At 67.3% G+C, this 26,049-nt stretch carries 25 protein-coding genes and 1 pseudogene; 19 read left to right on the top strand and 7 right to left on the bottom strand.

Annotated elements, in window-relative coordinates; translation table 11 throughout:
- Nucleotides 1-247: 247 nt before the first annotated feature.
- From SK571_RS21655 to SK571_RS21640, 4 genes are read left to right on the top strand one after another with little or no spacing between them, the layout of a single operon-like run.
- Complete coding sequence (locus tag SK571_RS21655; protein ID WP_319985906.1) at nt 248-400, top strand: hypothetical protein; 153 nt, start codon at nt 248-250, stop codon at nt 398-400.
- Nucleotides 397-741: a WhiB family transcriptional regulator gene (locus tag SK571_RS21650; RefSeq protein ID WP_319985905.1), complete on the top strand. Its 345-nt coding sequence runs from the start codon at nt 397-399 to the stop codon at nt 739-741. Before SK571_RS21655 ends, SK571_RS21650 begins: the two co-directional genes overlap by 4 nt.
- Nucleotides 738-1,073, top strand: a complete 336-nt coding sequence (locus tag SK571_RS21645) for a hypothetical protein (protein WP_319985904.1) — start codon at nt 738-740, stop codon at nt 1,071-1,073. The genes SK571_RS21650 and SK571_RS21645 overlap by 4 nt, the downstream gene beginning before the upstream one ends.
- Nucleotides 1,070-3,403 carry a P-loop NTPase family protein gene (locus SK571_RS21640; protein WP_319985903.1) on the top strand — a complete coding sequence of 778 codons (2,334 nt, stop codon included), beginning with the start codon at nt 1,070-1,072 and terminating at the stop codon, nt 3,401-3,403. The genes SK571_RS21645 and SK571_RS21640 overlap by 4 nt, the downstream gene beginning before the upstream one ends.
- Before the next feature lie 218 nt (nt 3,404-3,621).
- Here SK571_RS21640 and SK571_RS21635 read toward each other — a convergent pair whose 3' ends face one another.
- Complete coding sequence (locus SK571_RS21635) at nt 3,622-5,076, bottom strand: recombinase family protein (RefSeq protein ID WP_319985902.1); 1,455 nt, start codon at nt 5,074-5,076, stop codon at nt 3,622-3,624.
- A gap of 42 nt (nt 5,077-5,118) precedes the next feature.
- On the opposite strand from SK571_RS21635, the pseudogene SK571_RS21630 reads away from it, so the two are divergent.
- The 5 genes and pseudogenes from SK571_RS21630 to yhjD all read left to right on the top strand — a co-directional run.
- Nucleotides 5,119-6,336, top strand: a pseudogene (locus SK571_RS21630) (TIGR03767 family metallophosphoesterase); the annotation flags it as partial.
- A gap of 63 nt (nt 6,337-6,399) precedes the next feature.
- Entirely contained in the window at nt 6,400-8,922 is a 2,523-nt protein-coding gene (locus SK571_RS21625; RefSeq protein ID WP_319985901.1) for a bifunctional FO biosynthesis protein CofGH, read from the top strand.
- Between the two features lie 123 nt (nt 8,923-9,045).
- The gene (locus tag SK571_RS21620; RefSeq protein WP_319985900.1) at nt 9,046-9,240 is read left to right on the top strand and encodes a hypothetical protein; all 195 of its coding nucleotides are present in this window, start codon (nt 9,046-9,048) and stop codon (nt 9,238-9,240) included.
- Between the two features lie 27 nt (nt 9,241-9,267).
- Nucleotides 9,268-10,293, top strand: coding sequence for a tryptophan--tRNA ligase (gene trpS, locus SK571_RS21615; RefSeq protein ID WP_319985899.1), 1,026 nt, complete (start codon nt 9,268-9,270; stop codon nt 10,291-10,293).
- 24 nt (nt 10,294-10,317) lie between these two features.
- The gene (gene yhjD, locus SK571_RS21610; protein WP_319985898.1) at nt 10,318-11,304 is read left to right on the top strand and encodes an inner membrane protein YhjD; all 987 of its coding nucleotides are present in this window, start codon (nt 10,318-10,320) and stop codon (nt 11,302-11,304) included.
- Between the two features lie 57 nt (nt 11,305-11,361).
- On the opposite strand, the gene SK571_RS21605 is transcribed toward yhjD, so the two are convergent.
- Nucleotides 11,362-12,627 carry a D-alanyl-D-alanine carboxypeptidase family protein gene (locus SK571_RS21605; RefSeq protein ID WP_319985897.1) on the bottom strand — a complete coding sequence of 422 codons (1,266 nt, stop codon included), beginning with the start codon at nt 12,625-12,627 and terminating at the stop codon, nt 11,362-11,364.
- Nucleotides 12,628-12,688: 61 nt separating this feature from the next.
- Between SK571_RS21605 and SK571_RS21600 the strand changes: the two genes are divergently transcribed.
- Together SK571_RS21600 and SK571_RS21595 are read left to right on the top strand one after the other, a co-directional pair.
- Nucleotides 12,689-12,916 (top strand): SCO4848 family membrane protein, encoded by a 228-nt coding sequence (locus SK571_RS21600; RefSeq protein WP_030478462.1) that lies wholly within the window; start codon nt 12,689-12,691, stop codon nt 12,914-12,916.
- Between the two features lie 9 nt (nt 12,917-12,925).
- Complete coding sequence (locus SK571_RS21595; protein ID WP_319985896.1) at nt 12,926-13,276, top strand: hypothetical protein; 351 nt, start codon at nt 12,926-12,928, stop codon at nt 13,274-13,276.
- 97 nt (nt 13,277-13,373) lie between these two features.
- On the opposite strand, the gene SK571_RS21590 is transcribed toward SK571_RS21595, so the two are convergent.
- Nucleotides 13,374-13,811 carry a hypothetical protein gene (locus SK571_RS21590; RefSeq protein ID WP_319985895.1) on the bottom strand — a complete coding sequence of 146 codons (438 nt, stop codon included), beginning with the start codon at nt 13,809-13,811 and terminating at the stop codon, nt 13,374-13,376.
- Between SK571_RS21590 and SK571_RS21585 the strand changes: the two genes are divergently transcribed.
- Entirely contained in the window at nt 13,795-13,950 is a 156-nt protein-coding gene (locus SK571_RS21585; protein ID WP_319985894.1) for an LPXTG cell wall anchor domain-containing protein, read from the top strand. The two genes, SK571_RS21590 and SK571_RS21585, sit on opposite strands and share 17 nt — an antisense overlap.
- 40 nt (nt 13,951-13,990) lie before the next feature.
- Nucleotides 13,991-14,905, top strand: coding sequence for a hypothetical protein (locus tag SK571_RS21580; RefSeq protein WP_319985893.1), 915 nt, complete (start codon nt 13,991-13,993; stop codon nt 14,903-14,905).
- Nucleotides 14,906-15,342: 437 nt separating this feature from the next.
- On the opposite strand, the gene SK571_RS21575 is transcribed toward SK571_RS21580, so the two are convergent.
- Genes SK571_RS21575 through sdhC form a run of 4 tightly spaced genes read right to left on the bottom strand, consistent with a single transcriptional unit; the run spans nt 15,343 to nt 18,734 of the window.
- Nucleotides 15,343-16,125: a succinate dehydrogenase iron-sulfur subunit gene (locus tag SK571_RS21575; protein WP_319985892.1), complete on the bottom strand. Its 783-nt coding sequence runs from the start codon at nt 16,123-16,125 to the stop codon at nt 15,343-15,345.
- Nucleotides 16,125-17,879 (bottom strand): succinate dehydrogenase flavoprotein subunit, encoded by a 1,755-nt coding sequence (gene sdhA / locus SK571_RS21570; RefSeq protein WP_319985891.1) that lies wholly within the window; start codon nt 17,877-17,879, stop codon nt 16,125-16,127. The genes SK571_RS21575 and sdhA overlap by 1 nt, the downstream gene beginning before the upstream one ends.
- A gap of 22 nt (nt 17,880-17,901) precedes the next feature.
- Complete coding sequence (locus tag SK571_RS21565; RefSeq protein ID WP_406602013.1) at nt 17,902-18,309, bottom strand: succinate dehydrogenase hydrophobic membrane anchor subunit; 408 nt, start codon at nt 18,307-18,309, stop codon at nt 17,902-17,904.
- Nucleotides 18,310-18,311: 2 nt separating this feature from the next.
- Nucleotides 18,312-18,734, bottom strand: coding sequence for a succinate dehydrogenase, cytochrome b556 subunit (gene sdhC / locus SK571_RS21560; protein ID WP_189154410.1), 423 nt, complete (start codon nt 18,732-18,734; stop codon nt 18,312-18,314).
- A 543-nt stretch (nt 18,735-19,277) separates the two neighbouring features.
- Here sdhC and SK571_RS21555 point away from each other — a divergent pair.
- The 6 genes from SK571_RS21555 (at nt 19,278) to SK571_RS21530 (ending at nt 26,046) form a co-directional block, all read left to right on the top strand.
- The gene (locus tag SK571_RS21555; RefSeq protein WP_319986033.1) at nt 19,278-20,408 is read left to right on the top strand and encodes a BMP family lipoprotein; all 1,131 of its coding nucleotides are present in this window, start codon (nt 19,278-19,280) and stop codon (nt 20,406-20,408) included.
- Between the two features lie 81 nt (nt 20,409-20,489).
- Nucleotides 20,490-22,070 carry an ABC transporter ATP-binding protein gene (locus SK571_RS21550; protein ID WP_319985890.1) on the top strand — a complete coding sequence of 527 codons (1,581 nt, stop codon included), beginning with the start codon at nt 20,490-20,492 and terminating at the stop codon, nt 22,068-22,070.
- Complete coding sequence (locus SK571_RS21545) at nt 22,070-23,143, top strand: ABC transporter permease (RefSeq protein ID WP_319985889.1); 1,074 nt, start codon at nt 22,070-22,072, stop codon at nt 23,141-23,143. Before SK571_RS21550 ends, SK571_RS21545 begins: the two co-directional genes overlap by 1 nt.
- Nucleotides 23,140-24,393, top strand: coding sequence for an ABC transporter permease (locus SK571_RS21540; RefSeq protein ID WP_319985888.1), 1,254 nt, complete (start codon nt 23,140-23,142; stop codon nt 24,391-24,393). The genes SK571_RS21545 and SK571_RS21540 overlap by 4 nt, the downstream gene beginning before the upstream one ends.
- The gene (locus tag SK571_RS21535) at nt 24,386-24,775 is read left to right on the top strand and encodes a cytidine deaminase (protein WP_030478475.1); all 390 of its coding nucleotides are present in this window, start codon (nt 24,386-24,388) and stop codon (nt 24,773-24,775) included. The genes SK571_RS21540 and SK571_RS21535 overlap by 8 nt, the downstream gene beginning before the upstream one ends.
- Complete coding sequence (locus tag SK571_RS21530; protein ID WP_319985887.1) at nt 24,772-26,046, top strand: thymidine phosphorylase; 1,275 nt, start codon at nt 24,772-24,774, stop codon at nt 26,044-26,046. Before SK571_RS21535 ends, SK571_RS21530 begins: the two co-directional genes overlap by 4 nt.
- Nucleotides 26,047-26,049: the final 3 nt, after the last annotated feature.

The following is a 26,049-nucleotide window of genomic DNA, read 5'->3' as shown; positions in this document are numbered from 1 at the left end:
CTGATCAACATGTCAGTGGTGAATATCCGTACGCCTGCTTATTCAAACTCGGAATGTTGCCCCTGCGCGCACCCTGCCTGACCAGGCATATGTTGCCACGGCATATCGATATCTAGATCTCGGCATAGAGTTCGTCGTTGTGTTCCGGCGTACTTGATGCAGCGGCCCGCAAATCCGCGAGTCGCACATCAAGCAAGGAAACACAATCATGAATTTGTCGCATACAAACCTGCTTTCTATTAGGCAAGTGGCGTGGTTGACCGGTGGCAGCGTGGCGAGCGTGTGCCGCGCTATCCGTGTCGGCACGCTTCCCGTGGTGTGGCGGCGTGACCGGGTGTGGATTCCGGCCGACGCGGTGGTGCACCTGGCGGATTCGCCGATGGGCGGTGTCCGCCGATGAACGAGCACTACGAGCGGGTGGCCGCAGAGCTTGACGAGTTCGCGGAGCTGGCTGACGAGGAGTTGGCGCACACGGTCCGCAACACGGGCCTGTGCGGGTGGTTGTCGGCCAGCGGTGAGTATCCCGAGTGGACTGGAGAGTTCCGGTCGGATCGTGAGTTGGCCGTGCAGGTGTGTGCGGAGTGCCCGGTACAGCGTGAGTGCCTGGAATGGGAGTTCCGCACCCGTGGTCACGCGACGTCGGGCGTGTGGGGTCCCCTGCCGGAGGACGCGCGCCGCGCGGTCTACGGGTGCTGGGAGGAACGCCGCGACGGCGGCACTGTGGCGGGTGAGCGGCCATGACCGGGATCGAGCTTTCCCCGCCGCTCATGCTTGCCGGGCTGGTCGCCGTGCTGGTGCTCTGGGCGGCATGGCGTCTGTCGGTCCGGCGGGCACGCAAGGCCGCTGAGGCCACCCGTCGTGGCGGGCGCCTGCTGTCCCTGACTGGTCGGGTCCTTGTCGGCGCAGCGCTCATCTCCGGCGTGCAGTGGTTGGCGCTCACGCATCCGAACTCGTCGGGGTGGGCGAAGCTCGCCGCTCTGATGGTGCCCGCGCTGTTCGCCTCGTGGGTCTTGGTGCGGGCGTTGACGGTGGTCTCCAACGAAGATCATCTTCGGGGTCGGCGCCGGCGATGACCCACCAAGATGATCTTGAAAAGCCGAGTGGTGAGCTCGTCCGTCAAGTCCTAGATGGAGAGTTCGTCAGCGACGATGAAACCGTTGCACCACAACGGAAATCTCCTCCCATGATCACGACCGCGGTGAGGTCGATTGCGGATCTTGACGGGGTGGTCCGGGCGCGATCGGTGATCGCGTATCGGGCGCTCAACGCGCCGCGTGATGTCGCCCGCCTGCTGTGGTTCCTCACCCGGGGGACCGGGCGCTGGATCGCCCGTGGTTGGCGGTGGGCGTCGTACGCGGACCTTCGTGCCGACGCACGGGCGGCACGGATGACCGGGGATGTGCAGGCGCGTCGCACGGCCCAGGAGTTGATCAGGTCCGACGCACGGGCGCGGTGGGCCAAGTTGGGGATCTTCCTCCGGAGGGTGTTTGTCGGCGCAGCGGGCGTGACGGCGTTGCTGGTCCTCATGGCGCTCGTGGACGCCGTTCTGGACCGCTCGGCTATGCCTGGGTGGCTTCAGGCCGTCTACGCCGTCAGGGACGCTCTGACGGCCGCTGTGTCGGCGGCGTGGCCGTGGGTGCCACCGCTCACGGTGGCGTGGCTGGTCGGCGCGGCCGTGTGGGAGGGCCGTGACCGCACACCGGGTGCGGGATGGCTGACACGGCCCGACCGCGACGATTCCGATTCCTGGGTGGACGAAAGGATGATCACCAGGGCGCTTGCGCACCTCGGAATCGCGCCGCTGAACTCGTTCCTTAAAGGTGGCGGTGAACTCGTCTACACCGTTGCGGCTCGAAAGGACGGTGAGGGAACTCAGGCGCAGATCCGTCTGCCGCTCGGAGTGACGGCAGAAATGGTGTCCGATCGGCGAAAGGTGTTGGCAGCGAACCTTGGGCGTGCGTCATTGGAGACGTGGCCCACCACGGGTGAGGAAGACGGAGTTCTAGATCTGTGGGTGGCTGACAAGGGCACGCTTTCCGGTGGCGCTGGTGAATGGCCGCTGTTGCATGACGGGGTCGTTGATGTGTTCGAGGGTGTTCCGTTCGGGCAGACGCAACGCGGTCTGGTGATCAACGCGCCGTTGATCGGAAATAACTGGTTGGTCGGTGGTCGACCGGGGCAGGGAAAGACCAACCTTCTCCGCGTGCTTATGGTCGGTGCGGCACTTGATCCGACCGCCGAACTCTGGGCGTTCGTGATGGGCGAAAGTCCAGACTTCGAACCGCTCGCACCGCGCTTGAGTCGCTATCGGATGGGAATGGATGATGCGGTTGCCGCCGACGCCGTTCATGCTCTAGAGGACCTTCTCAACGAAATGGAGCGACGCGGCCGTGTTCTCGGAGGGCAGCCGGGACGACCGCCGAAAGTGTCCCGCAGGCTTGCCGACAATCCCAAGTTGGGATTGCATCCGATAATTTTGTCGATCGACGAGTGCCACGAACTGTTCCAGCATCCGAAGCATGGAAAGCGCGCGGCGGAACTCGCAGTCAAACTGATCAAGCGCGGCCGCAAATATGCAGTCATTCTTCTGTTGGCTACTCAGTCGCCGACAAAAGACAGCATCCCCAAGGAGATCACGCGGAACGTGTCGTGCGGCGCTGCATTTGCTGTGGCGGACCACATCGCCAATGACGGACTGTTGGGATCGGGAAAGTATCGCGCGGGTGTGCGCGCAACCGAACTGAGGATGCACACCGATCGGGGAACCTGCGTTGCCGTCGGTGTCACCCATAATGCGTTTGAACTTGTCCGCACGTTCTATCTTCCATTTGAAGACGGCGTTGATGAAGTTACTCCCATCATTGCTCGCGCGCTGGCAAATCTAGAAATATTGCCGGTCGCGGCCGGCTGGACCCTGAAAGAAATTGAGAGTCTTGCGGCTGTTGATCATCTGACTGATATCCAGGTTGCGCTTGAAGGGGAATCCCGTGTTCGCACTCAAACTGTTCTTGCTCGACTCGTCGCACTCAATCCCAGGGAGTATGAACCGTGGACGGCGCGCGACCTTCGCGCCGCACTTCTCGGGTTCGGAATTCGGCCGAGAAAGTCTGACGGTTCGATGGTCGTCCGCAATGAGGATGTGGCGGATGCAATCGCTCGCAGGAACCGTGAGGGTGTCGACGTTCAGGCCACAGTGGACGGCAGGGAGGCGTCAGGGAGTCAGGGAGCTTTCCCTGGCGCCTCCCTGGGGCTGACTCCCTCTGCTGATCAGCGAGAACACGCGACAGGGAGGGGTGGCGGCCGGTCTGAGGCTGGCCTCTCAACTGGCCGGAATCGGGCCGTTCGCTGGCACGAAGGCGACTCCCTCCCTGAGGGGGAGGAGGTGTCGCCAGACAGTGAATGAGCCGTCCGGTCCGGGCGACGCTAGAACGTCGCAAGGTAAAGCTCAGACCCGTGCGGTAGACGACGCCTACACCCTGACGAGAGCGGCGCGCATTATCCGTCTAGCGCTTGCCAGGCGGAGAATTGCTAGGGAGCGGATCGAGCAAGACCGGGAGAACAGTCGGTAGTTCTCGAAAAGCAACGGCCCTCTCCGTTCGGAGAGGGCCGTTGGTGTTGGTTCTATGTGTAGCGCCACTTGATGTCTAGACGGTCGCCGTCGAAGCTACGGGTTCCCGGACGTGCTCTGTGGAGAACGACCTTGTCAATGAACAGTCGAAGGAACTCCCGCTTCTCGTCGAGCGTCATCTCAGGCCACGCTTCGCGGGCGCCCTCGATGTCGATATTCACTACTGGCGGTGGTAGCTCTGTTAGCTCATTCCGCAACATTTGCTCATGTTCGCCCAGAGCGCTACGTGCCGCCTGCCATTCTCCGAACGTCAGTTCGCCGGGCTTAGCCCAGAGGGTTGCCAACTCGCCGCGTTGCTTCTCGATCGCGTCCAGTGCGTCGATGATTTCCATCCTGCGCGGCCCGTGCTCATCGGCTCCGATCGCGTTCAGAAATTCCGGCTTGTCCAGCTCTGCGAACAAGCGCTCAGCTACGTACTCCTCGCTTTCTTTGAGCATGATGCCGGTGCAAGCGCGCCCACCTTTGGTGGTGTGGCAAAGCAGGTAAGGAATCTTTCCGCGTTTGCCGACGCGATGGATGGTTCCGGAAAGTGGGTTTCCGCAGACGCCGCACACGGCCAGTCCTCCCGTAAGGAGGTACTTCCTGCCGGGCGCAGTGCTGCGCTTTGGGTTCAGGATCTTGTGCTCAGTGCCGTCAGCCTTGCGAACGTTGCGCGGCTCGGAGAGCTTTAGGCGGCAGGCTTGCCATGTGTCATCGGTCAGGATTGGCTCCCAGTTTCCTCGCCCGATCACGCGTCCTTGGCGAACGAGGTAACCGGCAACGGCGGGCCTGGTTACCATGCTGCGTACCGTGTTCACGGTAACCGCACCTCCTTTCGCGCCGCGAAATCCCTGCTCTTTCAGCTGTGCTGCGATGTTGCCAAGCGACCAGCCGGACAACACCCAGTCTGCGGCGCGTCGTATCGCGTTCGCCTCTTCCGGATGCTGTGCGTACGTTTTCACTCCGTCCTCACGCGTGGCGTGCCTAAAGCCGAAGCTAGGCCCGCCTGGTGGCTCTCCGCGTGCCGCTTTCGCGTCGAACTTGTCCTGGATTCGCCTCTTGATGACGCGGACTTCCTCGGCGTTCAGTACGGCCTTAATGCCCGCCACTGCCGTACGCACGTGGACGATGCCGTCACGTTTGGTGTGCAGCTCCGAAATGCCTGCCCCGTCCATCAACGCGGCGAACTCGAACCACTGCACCTCGCGCCGCTCAATACGCGACTGCTCAATGGCCCACACGTGAGCCACCTCGCGGCGTTCGAGAGCCTGACGTAGTTCGTTGTAGTCGGGACGGACCACGTCGTCCTTCGCCGCCGACAGGTCGTTGTCGGAGAAAACACGCACGGGTACACCAGGCCACGTCTGAGCCGCGTACTCCCGACCGTAGGTCTCCTGAGTCTTGACCCCCTCCTTCCGGCCTGAGCGGTCGATCGAGATGCGGCAATACAGTGCTACATACCTGGTCATGGCACCGATCGTGCGCCGGTTACGTCTAGCCTGCAATCCGCAACCGGCGACAACACCGACAACCACGAGAACATCGAGCTCGACTGGTACCTCACGGTCCTCAACGGCGGCCGCATCACGCCGAACACCGGCGGCTCGCGGTACGAGGGCGTGCAGAACGCGGGCATCAGCACGTTCTGGCAGCCGGAGCTGAGCGGCAGCGACGACTACAAGGCCGCCGGGTTCCCGCAACTCCCAGGTCTGCTCGACGCGGCGGTCCGCGAGTTCACCAGCCCTGGTCTGGACATCCCCTGGTACTCCACGATCGGCAACCACGACGACAGCGTGGTCGGCGCGCTGCCGGACGGGCTGCTCGACAGCTGGTACACCGGCCACAAGAAGATCGTCGGGTTCGGCGACCCCGTGCAGAACGCGAAGGTCGCGCAGGCGTTCAACGACCCCAAGGCGATCCCGGAAGCGATGGCCATCCTCGCGAGCGGTGGCGTCGTTCGGACCGTGACGCCGGACAGTCGGCGCAGGCTGTTCAACACCGGTGAGTACGTGCGCAAGCATCTGCCGACGGGCGGACACGGCTACACGGACGCCAACGCGGATGGCGTCGACGTTTTCTACACGTTCCGGATGGCGCCTGGCGTCACCGGCATCAGCATGGACACCACGAACCTCGCAGGGTTCTCCACGGGCTCCATCGGGCTGCACCAGCTCAACTGGATCGAGAGGACCCTCAAGCGCAACAGTTCGCTCTACTACGACTGGCTCGGTCTGCCGCAACGGCAGAACGTCACCGACGAGCTGTTCGTGCTCTTCAGCCATCACACGAGCACGACGATGGGCAACGTGCTGCCGGACAAGCGCCGCCCGTTGGACCCGCGTGTGAACGGCGACGCGTTGGTCGACCTCCTGCACCGCTTCCCGAACGTGCTGGCGTGGGTCAACGGCCACACGCACCGCAACGTGATCACCCCGCATCGGCACGGCACGCCGTCCCGGAGCTTCTGGGAGATCAACACCGCCGCGCACGTCGACTACCCGCAGCACGCCCGCGTGATCGAGGTGGCGGACAACGGTGACGGCACGTTGTCGCTGTTCACGACGTTGCTCGAAGCGGACGCCCCCTACCAGGCGGACTACGACGACCGCAGCGACGAGGCCCTGGCCAGCCTGTGCCGGGAGATCACCTACAACGACATCCACTCGCGGACGAACCCGCTCGGCACGCCGCTCGACCGGAACGCGGAACTGCTCGTCGCGGTGCGCTGACAGTGGGATGTCCCACACCCGGTGCGAGGTGGTCAGGAATTTTGGCGGCCTAAGGTCGTTTACGTGGCAGTGGACATCTCGCTAACCCCACCGCAGCCCCGCCCGAGTGCGGCGGCCATGCGGCGTGCGCTGCGCAGGGCCGCCGACGGTGCCGTGCTCGACGCGACGGAAGCCTCTGTGTTGCTGCATGCGCGCGAGGACGACCTCGACGCGTTGCTGACAGCGGCGGGCAAGGTGCGGGACGCGCACCTGCTCGCGGAGGGGCGTGCCGGGATCGTCACGTACAGCCGGTCGGTGTTCATCCCGCTGACGAGGCTGTGCCGGGACCGGTGCCACTACTGCACGTTCGCGACGGTGCCGCACAAGCTGCCCGCCGCGTTCCTCGAACGCGACGAGGTGCTGGCGATCGCCCGCGCCGGCGCCGCGCAGGGCTGCAAGGAAGCGCTTTTCACGCTCGGCGACCGGCCGGAGGACCGCTGGCCCGCCGCGAAGGAGTGGCTGGACGCGCGCGGTTACGAGTCCACTTTGGACTACGTGCGCGCCAGCGCCATCGCGGTGCTGGAGGAGACCGGCCTGCTGCCGCACCTCAACCCCGGCGTGCTGAGCTGGGAGGAGCTGACGCGGCTGCGGCCCGTCGCGTCCAGCATGGGCATGATGCTGGAGACCACGGCCGAGCGGCTGTGGAGCGAGAAGGGCGGCCCGCACTACGGCAGCCCTGACAAGGACCCCGTCGTCCGGCTGCGCGTCCTCACCGACGCCGGCCGCGTGAACGTCCCGTTCACCACCGGGATCCTCATCGGCATCGGCGAGACGATCGCCGAGCGCGCCGAGTCGTTGCTCGCGATGCGTCAGATCGCGAAGCAGTACGGGCACATCCAGGAAGTCATCATCCAGAACTTCCGCGCCAAGCCGGACACGGCGATGCGCGGCATGCCCGACGCCGATCTGACGGAGCTCGCGGCGACGATCGCCGTTGCACGCCTGGTGATGCCGTCGACCGTGAGCGTGCAGGCACCGCCGAACCTCGTCGGTGGTGAGTTCGACCTGATGCTGCGCGCGGGCGTCGACGACTGGGGCGGCGTCTCGCCGATCACGCCGGACCACGTGAACCCCGAGAAGCCGTGGCCGCAGGTCGACCAGCTCGCGGAGATCACCCGCGAGGCCGGTTTCTCCTTGCAGGAACGGCTGAACGTCTACCCGCGCTACGTCCGCGCGGCGGCGGGGCAGTGGATCGACACCCGGCTCACCGCGCACGTTTCCGCGCTGGCACTGGAAAACGGCCTCGCGAACCCGGACGCTCCCGTGGTCGGCCGCGAGTGGCAGGAGCCGGACGGCGGGCTCGACACGTTCGGGCGCGCGGACCTCCACACCGCGATCGACACCGAAGGCCGCACGAGCGACCGCCGCGGCGACTTCGACGAGGTCTACGGCGACTGGGACGAGCTGAAGATTCCCGTTGCGCCGCAACGTCTTTCCGAAGACGTCCAACGTGGACTGAAGATCGCCGCGAACGACCCGGGCGCGTTGCTCGGCGACACCGACGCCGCGATGGCGCTGCTGACCGCGGACGGCGACGCGCTGGAGGAGATGACCCGCCTCGCCGACGACCTGCGGCGCGAGGTGGTCGGCGACGACGTCACGTACGTGGTCAACCGGAACATCAACTTCTCCAACGTCTGCTACGTCGGGTGCCGTTTCTGCGCCTTCGCCCAGCGCGAGCGCGACGCGGACGCGTTCCGGCTGTCGGCCGAGGAGGTCGCCGACCGCGCGCAGGAGGCGTGGGACGACGGCGCCACCGAGGTCTGCATGCAGGGCGGCATCGACCCCAAGCTGCCGGTGACCTACTACGCCGACGTCGTGCGCGCGATCAAGAAGCGTCTGCCCGAGATGCACGTCCACGCGTTCAGCCCGATGGAGATCGTCTCCGCCGCGGCGAAGGCGGGCGTGAGCATCCGTGAGTGGCTCACGGAGCTGAAGGAAGCCGGCCTCGACACGATTCCCGGCACGGCGGCCGAGATCCTCGACGACGACGTCCGGTGGGTGCTGACCAAGGGCAAGCTGCCGACCGCGACCTGGCTCGAGGTCGTCGGCACCGCCCATGAGCTGGGCATTCGTTCGTCCTCGACGATGATGTACGGCCACGTGGACCACCCCGGCCACTGGCTCACGCACTTCCGGGTGCTCGCGGACCTGCAGGACCGGACCGGCGGGCTCACCGAGTTCGTCGCGCTGCCGTTCGTGCACCGCAATGCCCCGATCTACCTGGCCGGAGTCGCCCGTCCCGGCCCGTCCCGCCGCGACAACCGGGCCGTGCACGCGTTCGCACGGTTGGCGCTGCACGGACGCGTCGACAACATCCAGTGCTCCTGGGTGAAGCTCGGCGACGAGGGCACCGCGGAGATCCTCAACGGCGGCGCGAACGACATCGGCGGCACGTTGATGGAGGAGACCATCAGCCGCATGGCAGGCTCCGAACACGGGTCGGCGCGCACGGTGAGTGAGCTTGAGACCCTGGCTTCACTAGCAGGGCGTAACGCGCGTCAGCGGACTACGACATATGGGCGAGTGCGAACCGATCATCCGTGACCGATAGTCTGATTCGGCGCATAGACGCTACCGGCCATCGGTAGCTTGGCGGCCAATCAGTCAGCAAGGTTCACCCGTTCCGGGGTGAGTCTGTGCCTTGGGGAGGCTCGGCAAGTGCACGGCATGAGTCTGGTTCTGAGCGCGGCGGTCGAGAGCAGCATGACCGGTACCGCTGCTGCTGGTCCCGTGGGTCTGATCGCGGTCACCGCGGGCGTGGGCGGTCTGGTCTACGGCCTGGTGAAGCGGCGCAAGCCGGCGCCCGTCGTGGCGGCCAACCAGCGCATCGACCTGGTCCAGCAGGACACCGCGCACAACTGATCCACCTGGTCTGAGAAGATTTCGTCCGTGTCCACGGAGAACGCACCCGCAGAGCCCGCAAAGCGTCCCCGCGTCCTGTCCGGCATCCAGCCGACGGCCGGGTCGTTCCACCTCGGGAACTACCTGGGTGCGGTGCGGCAGTGGGTGGCGCTGCAGGAAGCGCACGACGCGTTCTACTGCGTCGTCGACCTGCACGCGATCACCGTGGAGCAGAACCCGAAGGAACTGCGCCAGAACACGCGCGTCTCGGCCGCGCAGCTGCTCGCGCTGGGCATCGACCCGGATCGGGCGACGCTGTTCGTGCAGTCGCACGTCCCGGAGCACGCCCAGCTCGGCTGGGTCATGCAGTGCCTGACCGGCTTCGGCGAGGCGTCGCGGATGACGCAGTTCAAGGACAAGTCCGCGCGCCAGGAGCAGTCCGTCGGCGTGGGCCTGTTCACGTACCCGATCCTGCAGGCCGCGGACATCCTGCTGTACCAGGCGCACTACGTGCCGGTCGGTGAGGACCAGCGCCAGCACCTGGAGCTGACGCGCGACCTCGCGACGCGCTTCAACTCGCGTCACGGCAAGACGTTCCGGCTGCCGGAGGCGTACATCGTCAAGGACACGGCCAAGATCTTCGACCTGCAGGACCCGACGGCGAAGATGAGCAAGTCGGTGCCGGGCGGCGTCGTCGAGCTGCTGGAGGACCCGAAGCGCTCGGCCAAGAAGATCCGTTCCGCGGTGACCGACACGGGCCGCGAGATCATCTTCGACGTCGAGAACAAGCCGGGCGTCTCGAACCTGCTGACGATCTACTCGGCCCTGACCGGCCGCACGGTCGAGTCGCTGGTCGTCGACTACGACGGCAAGGGCTACGGCGACCTGAAGAAGGACCTCGGCGAGGTCTTCACCGAGTGGGTCGCGCCGGTGCAGGAACGCGTCCGCATGTACCTCGACGACGTGGCGTCGCTGGACAAGATCCTGGCCCGTGGCGCCGAGCGCGCGCGTGAGGTCGCCTCCGTCACGTTGCGCCGTACGTACGACAAGATCGGCTTTGTTCTGCCTGAGTAGTGCACTTGCACTAGCGTCTTGCGCGTGGACAAGTGGCGGCGGAAGTACGCGTGGCTCGACCACATCATGCTGGCGTACGAGCGCTTCACCGAGAGGTACGGCACGCACTACGCCGCCGCGGTGACGTACTTCAGCGTGCTGTCGCTCGTGCCGATCCTGATGATCGGGTTCGCGGTCGCCGGTTTCGTGCTGCAGTCGCAGCCGGACCTGCTCGCTGAGCTGCGCGGAGCCATCGCCGAGGCGGTGCCGGACCCGAACCTGAGCAAGCAGGTCAACGAGGCCGTCAACTCCGCCTTGGACTCCAAGGGCGTGGTCGGCATCATCGGCCTGCTCGGCGCCGCCTACTCCGGTCTCGGCTGGATGAGCAACCTCCGCGACGCCCTGACCGCGCAGTGGGGCCACGCGAAGGAGAACCTGCCGTTCCTCGGCACGCTGTGGCGCGACCTGCTGGCATTGGTCGGCCTGGGCCTCGCGATCGTGCTGTCGTTCGGCATCACGGCGCTCGGCACCGGCTTCGCGGAACAGGTCCTGGAGTGGCTGGGGCTGGAGAACGCCGGCTGGGCGCACGTCCTGCTGCGCATCGGCACGATCGTCCTGTCGCTGCTCGCGAACTGGCTCGTGTTCCTGTGGGTGCTCTCGCGGTTGCCGCGCAAGCCCGTCGGGTGGCGCAGCGCGATCCGCGGCGCGTTCGCCGGCGCGGTCGGGTTCGAGATCCTGAAGCAGACGGCGACGATCTTCCTGTCGTTCACGACCAGGTCGCCGACCTCGGCCGCGTTCGGGTCCGTCATCGGTGTGCTGGTGTTCGCGAACCTGGTGGCGCAGTTCATCCTGTTCATCACGGCCTGGACGGCCACCGCGAAGGAGAACCGCGAGCCCGAGGTCGTGAAGCCGCCGCCGCCCGCGGTGATCGAACCGGTCATCTCCGTGCGATCCGGGCCGTCACCGTCGTTGATGCTCGGCGCCGGAGCTGTGGTCGGTGCGGTGCTCGGCCTCCGGTGGCGCCGCAAATAGCGTTCAGAACGAGAACGGCCCCAGCGCGTGTGCGCTGGGGCCGTCGTCCTTGGTGCCTCAGACGCCCTGTGCCGCCTGCGCGGCCTGTCGGCGGGCCCTGGCCGCCCTGGCGCGCTTGCTGCGGATGAAGAGCACGAGACCGGCCAGCAGGCCGATGCCCGCCGCGGCCGTGATCGGGAGACCGACGGTGCCGAACGCGGTGGGCGTGGGGCGGCCCGTGCGCGAGTCGACGGCGGCTGCGTCGTCCTGGGTGTCGGTGCTCTGCGTGGGAACCACGTTCTGCTTCGGCTGCGGAGCGCCGTCGACGAGCTTGCCCACGCCGCCGGGGCCCATGGCGAAGCCGTAGTCGAGCAGCTTCGCGGCCTGGGCGTCGATGCGCGTGGGTGTCTGCTGGCCGCGCAGCAGCACGACGACGAGGCGGCGGCCGTTGCGTTCCGCGGCGCCCACGTAGGTGTGCTGCGAGTCGTCGGTGAAGCCGGTCTTGCCGCCGAGCGCGCCCTGGTAGTTCTGGAGCAGGCGGTTGTCGTTCTGCAGCATGATCGTGCCACCGTTGCGGCCGGGGAACTGCGACTGCTGCAGCTTGATGGCCTGCGCGAACTCGTCGTACTTCATCGCGCCGCGGAAGATCAGGCCGACGTCGTAGGCCGAGGTGCTGGTGCCGGGGGCGTCGAGACCGGACGGGGTCACGGCGCGGGTGTCGAGGGCGCCGAGCTCCTTGGCCATCGCGTTCATCTTGCGCAGGGCGTTCGGCACGCCGCCGAGCTGACGGGCCAGCGTGTGCGCCACGTCGTTGCCCGAGGTGAGCAGCAGGCCGTGCAGCAGCTGGCGGACCGTGTACTGGCCGCCGTCCTTCAGGCCGACGCAGGTGCACTCCTGCTGGGTGTCCTCGGCGCTGGCGGTGACGACGAGGTCGCCACGCAGTTCCTTGGCGACGACCATCGCGAGCAGCACCTTGATGACGCTGGCGGGGCGCTGACGGCCGTGCGGGTCGTACGCGGCGATGACGGCGCCGCTGTCCATGTCCGCGAGCAACCACGAGGCCGCTGTGATGCCGCTGGGCGGTTGCGCCGAGTTCGGCGGCAGGATCAGGCCGCACTCGCCGAGCCGGTCACCGCCGACGGGCTTCTCCGGCACCTCGAGCGGCGTCGGGGCCTTCTGGCCCGGCGCCGGCTGCTCGGACGTGTCCACCGGTGGCGGCGGGGTCTCGCGGTTCGCACACTGTGCCGAGCCGGCGGCCTGTTGTGCGGTGCCGGTCGGTGCGGCGAACGCGGCTGTGGCCGTTGCTAGGACCAGGGCGACGATGAGCCGTTTTGGGAAGGGCACACGTTCAGGCTATCCACCCCCGTTTAGCCGCTTGCACGCACCACGTCTGATACTGGTGAACGTGAAGCTCTCGCGCCCGATGTCACTCTTCCTGGTGGCTTTCGGAGTGTGGTCGTGGGTGATCTGGCCCACGTTCCTGAAGAACATCTGGAAGGACCCACGTTCGTTTAGCGACGGACCTACCGCCTTCTTCACGGTGCACCTGGTGCTCGTGATCGCCTCGCTCGTGTTCGGCACCGTCATCGGCGTGCTGGGCGTGCGGGGTTTCCTGGCCACTCGACGTCGATAGGGAAAAGCTGTGGAGTTCGTACGCCTGCTGCTGGTGTTCCTGCACCTGCTCGGCATGGGCATGCTGGTCGCGATGATCCTTTTGCAGGCCAAGGCCGGCAAGGACGCGCCGGTCAACAAGGGCTGGCTGCACGGCGCGGCCTTGCAGCTGCTCACCGGTGTCGCGCTGGTCGGCATCGACCCGCTGGTCGACGCGGTGAAGTACGACCACATCAAGATCGGCGTCAAGCTGCTGGTCGTCGTGGCCATCGCCGTCGTCGTGGCGATCAACGTCAACAAGCCGAAGGCCCCGTCCTGGCTGCTGCCGACGGCCGCTTCGCTGGTCGTGCTGAACGTGGGCGTCGCGGTCTTCTGGACCTGATCGGGGGATGTCGCCCGCACTGCCGGGTGACGTAGGGGTGCTTTTCGCACCAGGTGTTGTACCTGCGCGCAACCATCCCTGGCATGTCACGTATCGCCTATATCGGTGTGCTCGCCGCCGGGGCAGTGTTGACGGTCGTCTCACTGCACGGTGCCGCCCCGGAGGCCTCGGCCTCCGGGGATGGCCAGGTGTGCGCCGCTGCGTGGTGCCCGAAGGAACGTCCGGGATGGCGTGCGCCGTCGCCGAGAGGTGAAGAGCCTCCGACGTCGTCCACGACCACCCCGACGACCACCACCACCCCGTGCACGACGACCTCGACCACCACGACGACGTCACCGGTGACCACCACCACGACCGAGTCCACGACCACAACCACCACGACGACCAGCACGACGTCGAGTTCGACCCCGCCGTCGTCGTCCTCGACCACGACGACGACCGGTTCCACGACCACCACGTCGGGTTCGACGACTCCTCCGGTGACCACCAGCACCACGCCGCACATCACCACTCCGCCGGTGACCACCACGGTCACGCCAGTGGTCCACCAGGACAACCGTCTGGCCAACACCGGTGCCTCGACCACGTGGATGCTGCTGCTCGGCGTCCTGCTCCTGGTCGGCGGCACGGCTCTGATGTTGCTCGACCGCGCCAGGCGACTCACCCGGCGCTGACCGCCCAAAAACTGTCGGTGCTCCTCGTCACACTGATGACGTGCGAATCGAACACCTGCGCGAACGCAGCGATCTCGGCGTCATCAGTGCCGGCACCCTGAAGTCACTGGGTGTCAGTGACCCGTGGCGGAGGTGCGCCTCGGGCGGGCCGTGGCAGCGCATGTACCCAGGTGTGGTGCTGCTGCACAACGGCCCGCCCACCCCGGACCAACAGCTGACCGCGGCCCTCCTTCGAGCGGGCCCGGAAGCCGTGGTCACCGGGGTGGAGGCCTGCCGCCGGCACGGCCTGCCCGCCCGCGCCCAGGGAATCCACCTCCTGGTGCCGGGCACGGCACGCGGCACCGGCACGCTCGTCCTGGAACGAGCCACGCCCGTACCTCCTAGCTCCGACGTGGGCGGCTTCCCGGTGGTGTCCGCGGCCAGAGCCGTCGTGGACGCCTGCCGCTTCATGCGCTCAGCGGACGAGGCCACCGCCCTGATCGCCGCCGCCATCCAGCGAGGCCGCTGCACGCCCGCAGACCTCCAGGCAGAGGCCCGCACCAACCGCTTCGGCACGAAGCTCGTCCGAACAGTCCTCAAAGACCTGGGCCGTGCGGAATCGGTGGCGGAACGAGACGCCCGCCGCCTCTCCCGCAAGCTCCGCCTCACCACACCGCACTGGAACACCACGATCGCCGGCGCCGACGGCGCCATCATCGGCAGACCCGACGCCTGGTACGACGACGTGGGCCTGGCCTGGGAGATCGACTCCCGCGCGTTCCACTACGGCCCGCGCGACCACGAACGCACCCTCGCCCGCAACAGCCGTTACGCGGCAGCGGGAATCCTCGTGGTGCAGACCCTGCCGACCCGCCTGCGCGACCACCCGGACGCGGTGGCGCGTGAGCTGAAGGCGGCGCATCGGGCGGCTGCGGCCAGACCACGCCCGCCGGTGCACGTCGTGGAGGTGACTTGAGCAACCACCCTCACAAGGCGACGGCCAGCACGGGCAGGCGACCCCTCCGCTGGAACCGGCGCCAGCCGCCGCAACCGGCCCCGCGCGGTGCCAACCGGCGCCCGCCAACGCAAGGCGACCGCGTACGAGTCCTGGCGTGGCGATGCGGAGCGAGCCGTCTGAACCTAGGGCGCCGGGTAGCGGTGCGCCCCAATCGCAACCCCGCACTTCGTCACGACCTGCGCGCGCACCCTCGCAAGGCGACCGAACGCCAGGAACGCGACCCACCCCGCTGGAACGCGACGAACGCCCGCAAGCTCACCCGCGCCCCAACGCAAGCCGACCCGCACCGCCACCAACCCGACGCGAGCCGACCCGCGCACGCTCAACCGGCCACCCCGGAAACGACGAAGCGCCGCGCCCCCAGGGGGAACGCGGCGCCTCGCACCGAGAAGAACTCAGACGCGCTTGAACAGCAGCGCGCGCTTGACTTCCTGGATCGCCTTCGTCACCTGAATGCCACGAGGACAAGCGTCGGTGCAGTTGAAGGTGGTCCGGCACCGCCACACGCCGTCGATGTCGTTGAGGATGTCGAGCCGCTCCTCAGCGCCCTCGTCACGCGAGTCGAAGATGAACCGGTGCGCGTTCACGATCGCCGCCGGGCCGAAGTACGAGCCCTCGGTCCAGTAGACCGGGCAGGAGGTGGTGCAGCAGGCGCACAGGATGCACTTCGTCGTGTCGTCGAACCGCTCGCGGTCGGCGGCGGACTGGATGCGCTCGCGCGTCGGCTCGTTGCCGTAGGTCACGAGGTACGGCTTGACCGCGCGGAACGCCTCGAAGAAGGGCTCCATGTCGACCAGCAGGTCCTTGTGCACCGGCAGGCCCTTGATGGGCTCGATGGTGATCGTGGTGTGCTTGTCGCCCTTTTCGAGCAGGTCCTTCAGCAGCACCTTGCACGCCAGGCGGTTGACGCCGTTGATGCGCATGGCGTCCGAGCCGCAGATGCCGTGTGCGCAGGAACGCCGGAAGGTCAGCGTGCCGTCTACGTACCACTTGATGTGGTGCAGCAGGTTCAGCACGCGGTCCGACGGGAGCGCCGGGATGTCGAACGCGTCCCAGCGCGGCTCGTCGTCGATCTCCGGGTTGAACCGGCGGATCTTGACGGTGACCGTGACAGCGCCGTCCGGAACGGGCGGCTGGGAGCCGCGCGAGCCTGCAGTGGTTTCAGCGGTGGCGGTCATCAGTACTTGCGCTCCATCGGCTTGTACCGGGTAAAGGTCACGGGCTTGTAGTCCATGCGGATGTCGGCCGAGAGACCGTCGCCCTGCTTGTAGAACATGCTGTGGCGCATGAAGTTCGTGTCGTCGCGGTTCGGGTAGTCCTCGCGGGCGTGACCGCCGCGGGACTCCTTGCGCGCGAGCGCACCGTGCACGAGGACCTCGGCCAGCTCCAGCAGGAAGCCGAGCTCGACGGCCTCCAGCAGGTCGGTGTTGAAGCGCTTGCCCTTGTCCTGGACGGAGATGTGGGCGTAACGCTCCTTGAGGGCCTGCACGTCGTGCAGCGCCGTCTTCAGGGTGTCCTCGGTGCGGTACACGGACGCGTTGGCGTCCATGGTGGCCTGCAGCTCGGTGCGGATGTCCGCCACGCGCTCCTGGCCGTGCTCCGACAACGCGAGCGCGACCTGGGCCTCGACGGCGGCGGCCGGGTTCTCCGGCAGGTCGACGTGCGACTCGCGCGACAGCGCGTACTCCGCGGCGGCGATGCCCGCGCGGCGGCCGAAGACGTTGATGTCCAGCAGCGAGTTCGTGCCGAGGCGGTTCGCGCCGTGCACGGAGACGCAGGCGCACTCACCCGCGGCGTACAGGCCGGGAACGACGTTGTCGTTGTCCCGCAGCACCTCGCCGTGGATGTTCGTCGGGATGCCGCCCATCGCGTAGTGCGCGGTCGGGTACACCGGGACGGGCTCGACGACCGGGTCGACCGCGAGGTACGTGCGGGCGAACTCGGTGATGTCCGGCAGCTTCGTCTCCAGCACCTCGGCGCCGAGGTGCGTGCAGTCGAGCAGCACGTAGTCCTTGTTCGGGCCGGCACCGCGGCCTTCGAGCACCTCGAGGGCCATCGAACGGGCCACGATGTCGCGCGGCGCCAGGTCCTTGATGGTGGGGGCGTAGCGCTCCATGAACCGCTCACCCGAGGCGTTGCGCAGGATCGCGCCCTCACCTCGGGCACCCTCGGTCAGCAGGATGCCGAGACCGGCGAGGCCGGTCGGGTGGAACTGGTAGAACTCCATGTCCTCCAGGGGCAGGCCCTTGCGGAAGACGATGCCCATGCCGTCGCCGGTCAGCGTGTGGGCGTTCGACGTGGTCTTGAAGACCTTGCCGAAACCGCCGGTCGCGAACACGACGGACTTGGCCTGGAAGACGTGGATCTCGCCGGTCGCGAGCTCGTAGGCGACAGCGCCGGTGCAGACCGGGCCGTTCTCCGTCTCGGTCAGGCAGATGTCGAGCACGTAGAACTCGTTGAAGAACTCGATGCCGTGCTTGACGCAGTTCTGGTAGAGCGTCTGCAGGATCATGTGGCCGGTGCGGTCCGCGGCGTAACAGGCGCGGCGCACGGCGGCTTCACCGTGGTTGCGCGTGTGGCCGCCGAACCGGCGCTGGTCGATCTTGCCCTCGGGCGTGCGGTTGAACGGCAGGCCCATCTTCTCGAGGTCGAGAACGGCGTCGATCGCCTCCTTCGCCATGATCTCGGCGGCGTCCTGGTCGACCAGGTAGTCGCCGCCCTTGATCGTGTCGAAGGTGTGCCACTCCCAGTTGTCCTCCTCGACGTTGGCGAGGGCGGCGCACATGCCGCCCTGGGCCGCGCCGGTGTGCGAACGCGTGGGGTAAAGCTTGGTGAGCACCGCGGTGCGGGCGCGCTGGCCGGACTCGATCGCCGCGCGCATTCCGGCACCACCAGCGCCGATGATGACTACGTCGTACTTGTGGAACTGCATTGTGGTGGGCTCCCCGCGCGGGTCAGTTCGAGATGTTCGGGTCGAAGGTGAAGATCACGAACGTGCCGAGCGAGATGATCAGGACCATCGACACGTAGAGCAGCATCTTCAACCAGAACCGGGTGGCGTCCTTGCGGGCGTAGTCGTTGATGATCGTCCGGACGCCGTTGCCACCGTGGATCTGCGCGAGCCAGAGCATCGCGAGGTCCCAGAACTGCCAGAACGGCGATGCCCACCGGCCGGCCACGAAGCCGAAGTTGATGCGGTGGATGCCGCCGTCGAGGATGTTCATGATGAACAGGTGGCCGAGCACCAGGATCACGAGCAGCAGCCCGGACAGGCGCATGAACAGCCAGCTGTAGAGCTCGCCGTTGCTGCGGCGGGCCGCGGGGCGGCGCGGCGAGCGGGGCTTGTCGAGTGCGAGTGACATGGTCAGTGGCCCCCAACCAGCTCGGAGATCGTGCGCACCAGCATGAAGTAGGCGCCGGGGATCATCACGGCGATCCACACGCCGAGCACGGTCCAGAGCATGGCGCGCTGGTACTTGGCGCCCTTCTCCCAGAAGTCGACCAGCATGACCCGGATGCCGTTGAGCGCGTGGTAGAGAACCGCGCCGACCAGACCGACCTCGAAGAGGTTGACGATCGGGTTCTTGTAGGTCTCGATCACCGCGTCGTACGCGTTCGGGGACACCCGCACGAGGGCGGTGTCGAGCACGTGGGTGAAGAGGAAGAAGAACGTGAGGACACCGGTGATCCGGTGGGCGACCCAGGACCACATGCCCAGATCACCGCGGTAGAGCGTCCCACCCCCTCGGGTGGTGCCCGACCGCTCGGGTGCGCCTGCGCTGGTCATGCGCCGCGACCTCCAACGTCAGTGGTGGTGGGTCGGCAACAGTTCTTCCCGACCATGACCGGAAAATCCTAGTCCCGCACGTCGGAACCAACCCAGCAGGCGCACCCGCTCTGTGATCGATGAGACACGCTGTCGATCGGCCAAGCGGTCTTTATCGATCCCGAAATGCGGTCCACGCCACAAAACGGTCACGAAAGAGGACAGCGGCCGGGACCTCCGCCTTGGTCCGGGCCGCCGTCGTCGGCAAGGGCACTTGCCACCCCGTACACGGCGGCGGGGCCGTCGCCGGTTCAACACCGAGCGAAACTGGGCCGTTCGGGCGAAGATCGGTGTGGCGAAGCGGCTGAAGATGACTTTTCGCAACGCCTTGAACACGATTGATCACCACTCGTACGGCCAAAGCGTCGAATGCGTAACCGATAGGGGTCTTTGTAGGTGCTGGCGGCAACGGGGTTGGTTACTAAGAGGTACGGTGCCGCGTCTAGGACCCAACAACGTCGTTGGGGAGGAACCTCAGGGAGGAGACGAGCCGTGCGTCGTCGTATGCGTGGTGTCGCGGTCGCCGCGATCGCGTTGACCAGCGTGATGACTATGGCCGCCTGCGCGAAGGACTCGGGTGGCGGATCGAACTCGAACACCGGCAGTGGTGCCGCTTGCGAGTTCGCCGAGGCCCCGAGCGCGCCTGCTACCTCGAACACCAGCGCCGCCAACGGTGACAAGGTGGACGCGAGTGCGCTGAAGATCGGTCTGGCCTACGACATCGGTGGCCGTGGCGATGCGTCGTTCAACGACTCCGCCGCCGCCGGTCTGGACAAGGCCATCGCGGACATGGGCGTGAAGAAGGAGAACACGCGCGAGCTCTCCGCCGCTCCGAACGAGGACGAGTCCGCCAAGCAGACCCGTCTGCGCCAGCTGGCCTCCGAGGGCTTCAGCCCGATCATCGGTGTCGGCTTCGCCTACGCCGAGTCGATGAAGCTCGTCGCCGCGGAGTTCCCGAACGTCAAGTTCGGTCTGGTCGACTCGGCCGTCGAGGGTGCCGCCAACGTCACGCCGCTGCTGTTCGCCGAGCAGGAGGGCTCCTTCCTGGCCGGCGTCATCGCCGCGTACCAGAGCAAGAAGTGCCACGTGGGCTTCGTCGGCGGCGTCGAGATCCCGCTGATCCAGAAGTTCGAGGCCGGCTACTTCCAGGGTGCCAAGGCCGCCGCGCCGAAGATCCAGGTCGAGAAGAAGTACATCACGCCTGCCGGTGACTTCACGGGCTTCCAGGACGCCCCGAAGGGCCAGGAAGCCGCGAAGGGCCAGATCGACAAGGGCGCCGACGTGATCTACCAGGCCGCCGGTGCCTCCGGTAAGGGCATCTTCTCGGCCGCCAAGCAGGGTGGCGTGCTGGCCATCGGCGTCGACTCCGACCAGTACAACCAGGCGACCGTCGCCGACACCAAGGACGTCATCGTGTCGTCCATGCTCAAGCGCGTCGACGTCGCGGTCTACGACTTCGTCAAGGCCGTCGCCAAGAACGACATCGCCTCGCTGCCGAAGGTCTTCGACCTGAAGGTGAACGGTGTCGGCTACTCCACGTCGGGTGGCAAGATCGACGCGAAGCTGCAGGGAATCCTCGAGGGCTACAAGGCCCAGATCATCGAGGGCAAGATCAAGGTCGCGGACAAGCCGTAGTCCGAAAGCCGCACGCACACCGGGCCCTGTGAGGATTTCGCCCTCACAGGGCCTGGTGCGTGGTAGGAGGAGCACTCGACGATGAGCAGTTCCACGTCCGTTGGGACGGACGAACACCCCGCGGTGGTGCTCACAGGCATCACCAAGCGATTCCCAGGTGTGGTCGCCAACAGCGACGTCCACCTGACCGTCCGCCGTGGCGAGGTACACGCCCTGTGCGGTGAGAACGGCGCGGGCAAGTCCACCCTGATGAAGATCCTCTACGGCATGCAGCCGCCGGACGAGGGCACCATCGAGGTGAACGGTGAGCAGGTGCGCTTCCGCACGCCGTCCGACGCCATCAAGGCCGGCATCGGCATGGTGCACCAGCACTTCATGCTGGCCGACAACCTCACCGTCCAGGAGAACGTGGTCCTGGGTGCCGAGGCCCTGCACGGCATCGGCAAGAAGGCCCGCGCGCGCATCATCGAGCTCTCCGGCAGGACCGGGCTCAACGTCGACCCCGGCGTTCTGGTCGAGCAGCTCGGCGTCGCGGACCGGCAGCGCGTCGAGATCCTCAAGGTGCTCTACCGCGGCGCCAAGGTGATCATCCTGGACGAGCCGACCGCGGTGCTCGTGCCGCAGGAGGTCAACGAGCTCTTCGACACCGTCCGCGGCATGCAGGAGCAGGGCTACACGTTCCTGTTCATCTCGCACAAGCTCGACGAGGTCCGCGCGATCGCGGACTCCGTCACGGTGATCCGCCGCGGCACGACCGTGGGCAGCGCGGACCCGAAGACCGTCAGCTCCCGGCAGCTCGCCGAGATGATGGTCGGCAGCGAGCTCCCCAGCCCGGAGACCCGCGAGTCCACCGTCACCGACACGGTCGTGCTGGACGTCAAGGGCCTCAGGCTGATGACGCCGGACGGCTCGCGGCCGATCCTGGACGACATCGACATGGTGGTCCGCTCCGGCGAGGTCGTCGGCATCGCCGGTGTCGAGGGCAACGGGCAGACCGAGCTCGTCGAGACGATCATGGGCATGCGCAAGGCCGGCAGCGGCACGATCACGTTGCAGGACAAGGACCTCACCAAGCTCGGGACGCTGGCCCGGCGCGAGGCGGGCATCGGCTACGTGCCGGAGGACCGCCACCGCCACGGCCTGCTGCTCACGCAACCCCTCTGGTACAACCGGATCCTCGGCTACCAGACCCGTCAGCCGACCGCCAGGGGAATCTGGCTCGACACCGACGGCGCGAAGAAGGACACCGAGCGGATCGTCGCGGACTTCGACGTCCGCACGCCCGGCATCGACGTGCCCGCGGCCGCCCTCTCGGGTGGTAACCAGCAGAAGCTCGTCGTCGGCAGGGAACTGTCCGGCGACCCGGTGCTGCTGATCGCGTCGCACCCGACCCGCGGTGTGGACGTCGGCGCGCAGGCGTTGATCTGGGACGAGATCAAGCGCGCCCGTGCCGCCGGTCTCGCCGTGCTGCTGATCTCCGCCGACCTGGACGAGCTGATCGGCCTGTCGGACACGATCAAGGTCATGTTGCGCGGACGCCTGGTGGCCGACGCCGACCCGAACACCGTCACGCCCGAGGACCTCGGCAGCGCTATGACCGGTGCGGGCAGCACGAGCGCAGCGGTCCAGGAGACCGCCGTCGTCGAGGAAGGCGCGAACTGATGGGACACCTGCGCGGCAAACTCCTGCCGCCCGCGTTGGCGATCGTCTTCTCACTGCTGTTGTGCGGCGTGGCGCTCATCATCTCCGGCGCGAACCCGCTCGACGCGTTCGGTGCGATGGTGACGCAGGTCGGCAAGGGCACGACGCTCGTCGACATCGTCAACTCGACGGGCATCTACTACATCGCGGCGCTCGCGGTGGCGATCGGGTTCCAGATGAACCTGTTCAACATCGGTGTCGAGGGCCAGTACCGCGTCGCGGCCGTCATCGCCGCGGTCGTCGGCGGCTCGATCGCGCTGCCCACCGGCATCCACACGATGGTGATCATCATCGTGGCCGCGATCGCCGGTGCCGCCTGGGCCGCGATCCCCGCGATCCTCAAGGTGACGCGCGGCGTCAACGAGGTCATCTCGACGATCATGATGAACGGCCTGGCCATCGGCCTGTCCGCCTACCTGATCCGCCGCGACGTCTTCGGTGAGCTGCGGGGCAACAACATCCGCACCGCGGAGATCCCGGAGAGCGGCTGGATGCCCGGCATCTCGTTCGGCGGCAGCGGCACGATGTTCGGCTTCATCTTCGTGGCCATCGCCCTCGGCATCGGCTACTGGGTGATGATGAACAAGACCCGGTTCGGCTTCGAGCTGCGCGCGTCCGGCGAGTCCTCGACCGCCGCGTCGGCCGGTGGCGTCAACGCCAAGAAGATGATCCTGGTCTCGATGCTGCTCTCGGGCGCCATCGCGGGCCTGATCTCGCTGCCGGAACTGCTCGGCCGCGACCACACGTTCAGCCTGAACTTCTCCGCCGGCATCGGCTTCTCGGGCATCGCGATCGCGCTGCTCGGCCGCAACCACCCCGGTGGCATCGCGTTCGGCGCGCTGCTCTGGGCGTTCCTCGACAAGTCGGGTCTCGCGCTCGACAACGTCGGTGTGCCCAGGGAGATCGTCACCATCATGCAGGGCTCGATCGTCCTGTCGGTCGTCGTCGCCTACGAGGTGGTGCGCCGGTTCGAGCTCGCCTCGGAGCAGCGTCGCGTCGGCCGTGAGCTCGGAACTGTCGGAGGTGCGGCGTGATCACGACGTTGGAGGAGAAGCCGCACATCCCGGCGGCGCCTCGCAAGCGCAAGGTGCCCGGCTGGGCCGTGGCCATGCTCGGTGTCGCGGGTGCGATCGCACTGCTGTCGATCACGTCGATGCAGACCCACTTCCCGCAGCTCACGTCGTCGGGCACGACCCAGACGGCGGTCCGGCTCGCGCTGCCGATCCTGCTCGCCGGTCTCGGCGGCCTGTGGGCGGAACGCGCCGGTGTGGTCAACATCGGCCTCGAAGGCATGATGATCATGGGCACCTGGGGCGCGGCGTGGGCCGGGTACCAGTGGGGTCCGTGGGCTGCTCTCGTCGCGGCCGTCGTGTTCGGTTCGCTGGGCGGCCTGCTGCACGCGATCGCCACCGTCACGTTCGGCGTGAACCACATCGTCTCCGGTGTGGCGATCAACCTGCTCGGTGCCGGGCTGACGAAGTACCTGTCGACGCTGATCTTCCTGCCGCTGTCGAGCAACCCGCGGCAGTCGCCGCCGGTCCAGTCGTTCGACACGTTCTCGGCGGCGGGCCTTGGTGACTGGCTCGGCGAGCTCGAAGCCGGGCAGCTCCTGTTCATCTCGGACGTCGCCGGCATCCTGCGCGGCCTCGTCACCGGTGTCTCGCCGCTGACGATGATCGCGATCCTGCTGCTGCCGCTCTCGTACTTCCTGCTCTGGCGCACCCGCTTCGGCCTGCGCCTGCGTTCGGTCGGCGAGAACCCGCACGCGGCGGACTCGCTGGGCGTGAAGGTGTACTTCCACAAGTACGTCGCCGTGATCGTCTCCGGTGGTCTCGCCGGTCTGGGTGGCGCCGCGCTGGTGCTCAACCCCGGCCAGCTGTCCTACCTGGAGGGACAGACCGGCGGCCGCGGCTACATCGGCCTCGCCGCGATGATCTTCGGCAACTGGCGGCCAGGTGGCCTGCTGGGTGGTGCGGCGCTGTTCGGCTACGCCGACGGCCTGCAGCTGCGTTCGGGCGGCGAGACGGTGCTGGCGCTGGTCTACGGCGTGGTGCTGCTGCTCGGCGTGATCGTGGTGTGGCAGCTCATCCGCCGCAAGTGGTTCTCCGCGGCGGCGGCCATCGTCGTGGCCGTGCTGATGTACCTGCTGTACATCAGCCTCGACGAGATCCCCAGCGAGTTCGTGTCCTACGCGCCGCACATGGTGACGCTGGCAGTGCTTGCCGTGGCATCACAACGGTTGCGAATGCCGGCTGCCGACGGTCTGGTGTACCGCCGTGGCTGAGGTCGACTGGGACCTGCTGCGAGCACGGGCGGTGGAAGCGGCGTCGTTCGCCCACTGCCCGTACTCGGGGCTGCAGGTCGGTTCCGCGGCGTTGTGCGACGACGGCCGCATCGTGACGGGCTGCAACGTCGAGAACGCCTCGTACGGCGTCGGTCTGTGCGCCGAGTGCGCGATGGCCGGTCAGCTGCAGCTCACGGGCGGCGGCCGGTTCGTCGCGGTGGCCTGTCGCTCGGGTGCCGGTGAGCTGCTGATGCCGTGCGGCCGGTGCCGCCAGGTGCTCTACGAGCTGGGTGGCCGCGACTGCCTGGTGGACACGCCTTCCGGCGTGCTGCCGATGTCGTCGGTGCTGCCGGACGCGTTCGGACCGGAGGACCTGCCATGAGCTTCTCGGCGGTGGACGTCATCCGCGCCAAGCGCGACGGCGCGGTTCTGACCGATGCGCAGATCGACTGGGTCATCGACGCGTACACGCGCGGTGCCGTCGCGGACGAGCAGATGTCCGCGCTGGCCATGGCGATCTTCTTCAACGGCATGACGGCGGCGGAGACCGCGCGCTGGACGCAGGCGATGATCTCGTCCGGCGAGCGGCTGGCGTTGCACGTCGACCGGCCGACGGTGGACAAGCACTCGACGGGCGGTGTCGGCGACAAGATCACGCTGCCGCTGGCACCTCTCGTCGCCGCCTGCGGCGCTGCCGTGCCGCAGCTGTCCGGTCGCGGTCTCGGCCACACCGGCGGCACCCTGGACAAGCTGGAGTCGATCCCGGGCTGGCGCGCCGCACTGTCCACCTCGGAGATCCTCTCCCAGCTCTCCTCGGTCGGTGCCGTGGTGTGCGCTGCCACCGAAGGACTTGCTCCGGCCGACCGCAAGCTCTACGCGTTGCGGGACGTCACCGGGACCGTCGAGGCGATTCCGCTGATCGCGTCCTCGATCATGTCGAAGAAGATCGCCGAGGGCGCCGAGTCACTGGTGCTCGACGTGAAGGTCGGCTCCGGCGCGTTCATGAAGGACCTGACCTCGGCGCGTGCTCTCGCCGAGGCCCTGGTGGCCATCGGCGTCGAGCACGGCGTGCGGATCTCGGCCCTGCTGACCGACATGTCCGTGCCTCTGGGACGCGCTGTCGGCAACGCGGTCGAGGTGGCCGAGTCCGTTGACGTGCTGCGCGGCGGCGGACCTGCCGACGTCGTCGAGCTGACGGTCGCGCTGGCTTCGGAAATGTTGTCGCTGGCCGGGATCTCGGCCGATCCGGCCGCCGTGCTGGCTTCCGGTGAGGCCTACGAGGTGTGGGCGCGGATGATCCGGGCTCAGGGTGGCGATCCGGATGCTGCGCTGCCCGTTGCCTCGCACAAGCACGTGGTTTCCGCGCCCGCCTCCGGTGTGCTGTCCACTTTGGACGCTTACGGCGTCGGGGTGGCGGCGTGGCGGCTCGGTGCCGGTCGTGCCCGCAAGGAGGACCCGGTGCAGTTCGGTGCCGGCGTGCTCTGCCTGGCCAAGCCGGGGGACGCCGTCGAGGCCGGCCAGCCGTTGCTGGAGCTGTACACCGACACCCCGGACGCGGTCGACGGAGCCCTGCAGGCGCTGGAAGGCGCTTACGAGGTCACCGACGCCGCGCCGGAGCGTTCACCACTGGTGATCGACACCATCCGCGGCTGAGGC

Origin of the sequence: Lentzea kristufekii (genome assembly GCF_033949925.1) — a bacterium.
GTDB classification, from domain to species: domain Bacteria; phylum Actinomycetota; class Actinomycetes; order Mycobacteriales; family Pseudonocardiaceae; genus Lentzea; species Lentzea kristufekii.
The sequence above is the reverse complement of the archived record's forward strand: the minus strand, read 5'-3'. Positions and strand labels throughout refer to the sequence as shown.

What these genes read in the sequence shown, in the direction of transcription:
- SK571_RS21650 (WP_319985905.1), top strand. Translation starts at nt 397, where the DNA reads ATGAACGAGCACTACGAGCGGGTGGCCGCAGAGCTTGACGAGTTCGCG.
- SK571_RS21645 (WP_319985904.1), top strand. Translation starts at nt 738, where the DNA reads ATGACCGGGATCGAGCTTTCCCCGCCGCTCATGCTTGCCGGGCTGGTC.
- SK571_RS21640 (WP_319985903.1), top strand. Translation starts at nt 1,070, where the DNA reads ATGACCCACCAAGATGATCTTGAAAAGCCGAGTGGTGAGCTCGTCCGT.
- SK571_RS21635 (WP_319985902.1), bottom strand. Translation starts at nt 5,076, where the DNA reads ATGACCAGGTATGTAGCACTGTATTGCCGCATCTCGATCGACCGCTCA.
- SK571_RS21620 (WP_319985900.1), top strand. Translation starts at nt 9,046, where the DNA reads ATGAGTCTGGTTCTGAGCGCGGCGGTCGAGAGCAGCATGACCGGTACC.
- SK571_RS21575 (WP_319985892.1), bottom strand. Translation starts at nt 16,125, where the DNA reads ATGACCGCCACCGCTGAAACCACTGCAGGCTCGCGCGGCTCCCAGCCG.
- sdhA (WP_319985891.1), bottom strand. Translation starts at nt 17,879, where the DNA reads ATGCAGTTCCACAAGTACGACGTAGTCATCATCGGCGCTGGTGGTGCC.
- SK571_RS21565 (WP_406602013.1), bottom strand. Translation starts at nt 18,309, where the DNA reads ATGTCACTCGCACTCGACAAGCCCCGCTCGCCGCGCCGCCCCGCGGCC.
- sdhC (WP_189154410.1), bottom strand. Translation starts at nt 18,734, where the DNA reads ATGACCAGCGCAGGCGCACCCGAGCGGTCGGGCACCACCCGAGGGGGT.
- SK571_RS21555 (WP_319986033.1), top strand. Translation starts at nt 19,278, where the DNA reads ATGCGTGGTGTCGCGGTCGCCGCGATCGCGTTGACCAGCGTGATGACT.
- SK571_RS21550 (WP_319985890.1), top strand. Translation starts at nt 20,490, where the DNA reads ATGAGCAGTTCCACGTCCGTTGGGACGGACGAACACCCCGCGGTGGTG.
- SK571_RS21545 (WP_319985889.1), top strand. Translation starts at nt 22,070, where the DNA reads ATGGGACACCTGCGCGGCAAACTCCTGCCGCCCGCGTTGGCGATCGTC.
- SK571_RS21530 (WP_319985887.1), top strand. Translation starts at nt 24,772, where the DNA reads ATGAGCTTCTCGGCGGTGGACGTCATCCGCGCCAAGCGCGACGGCGCG.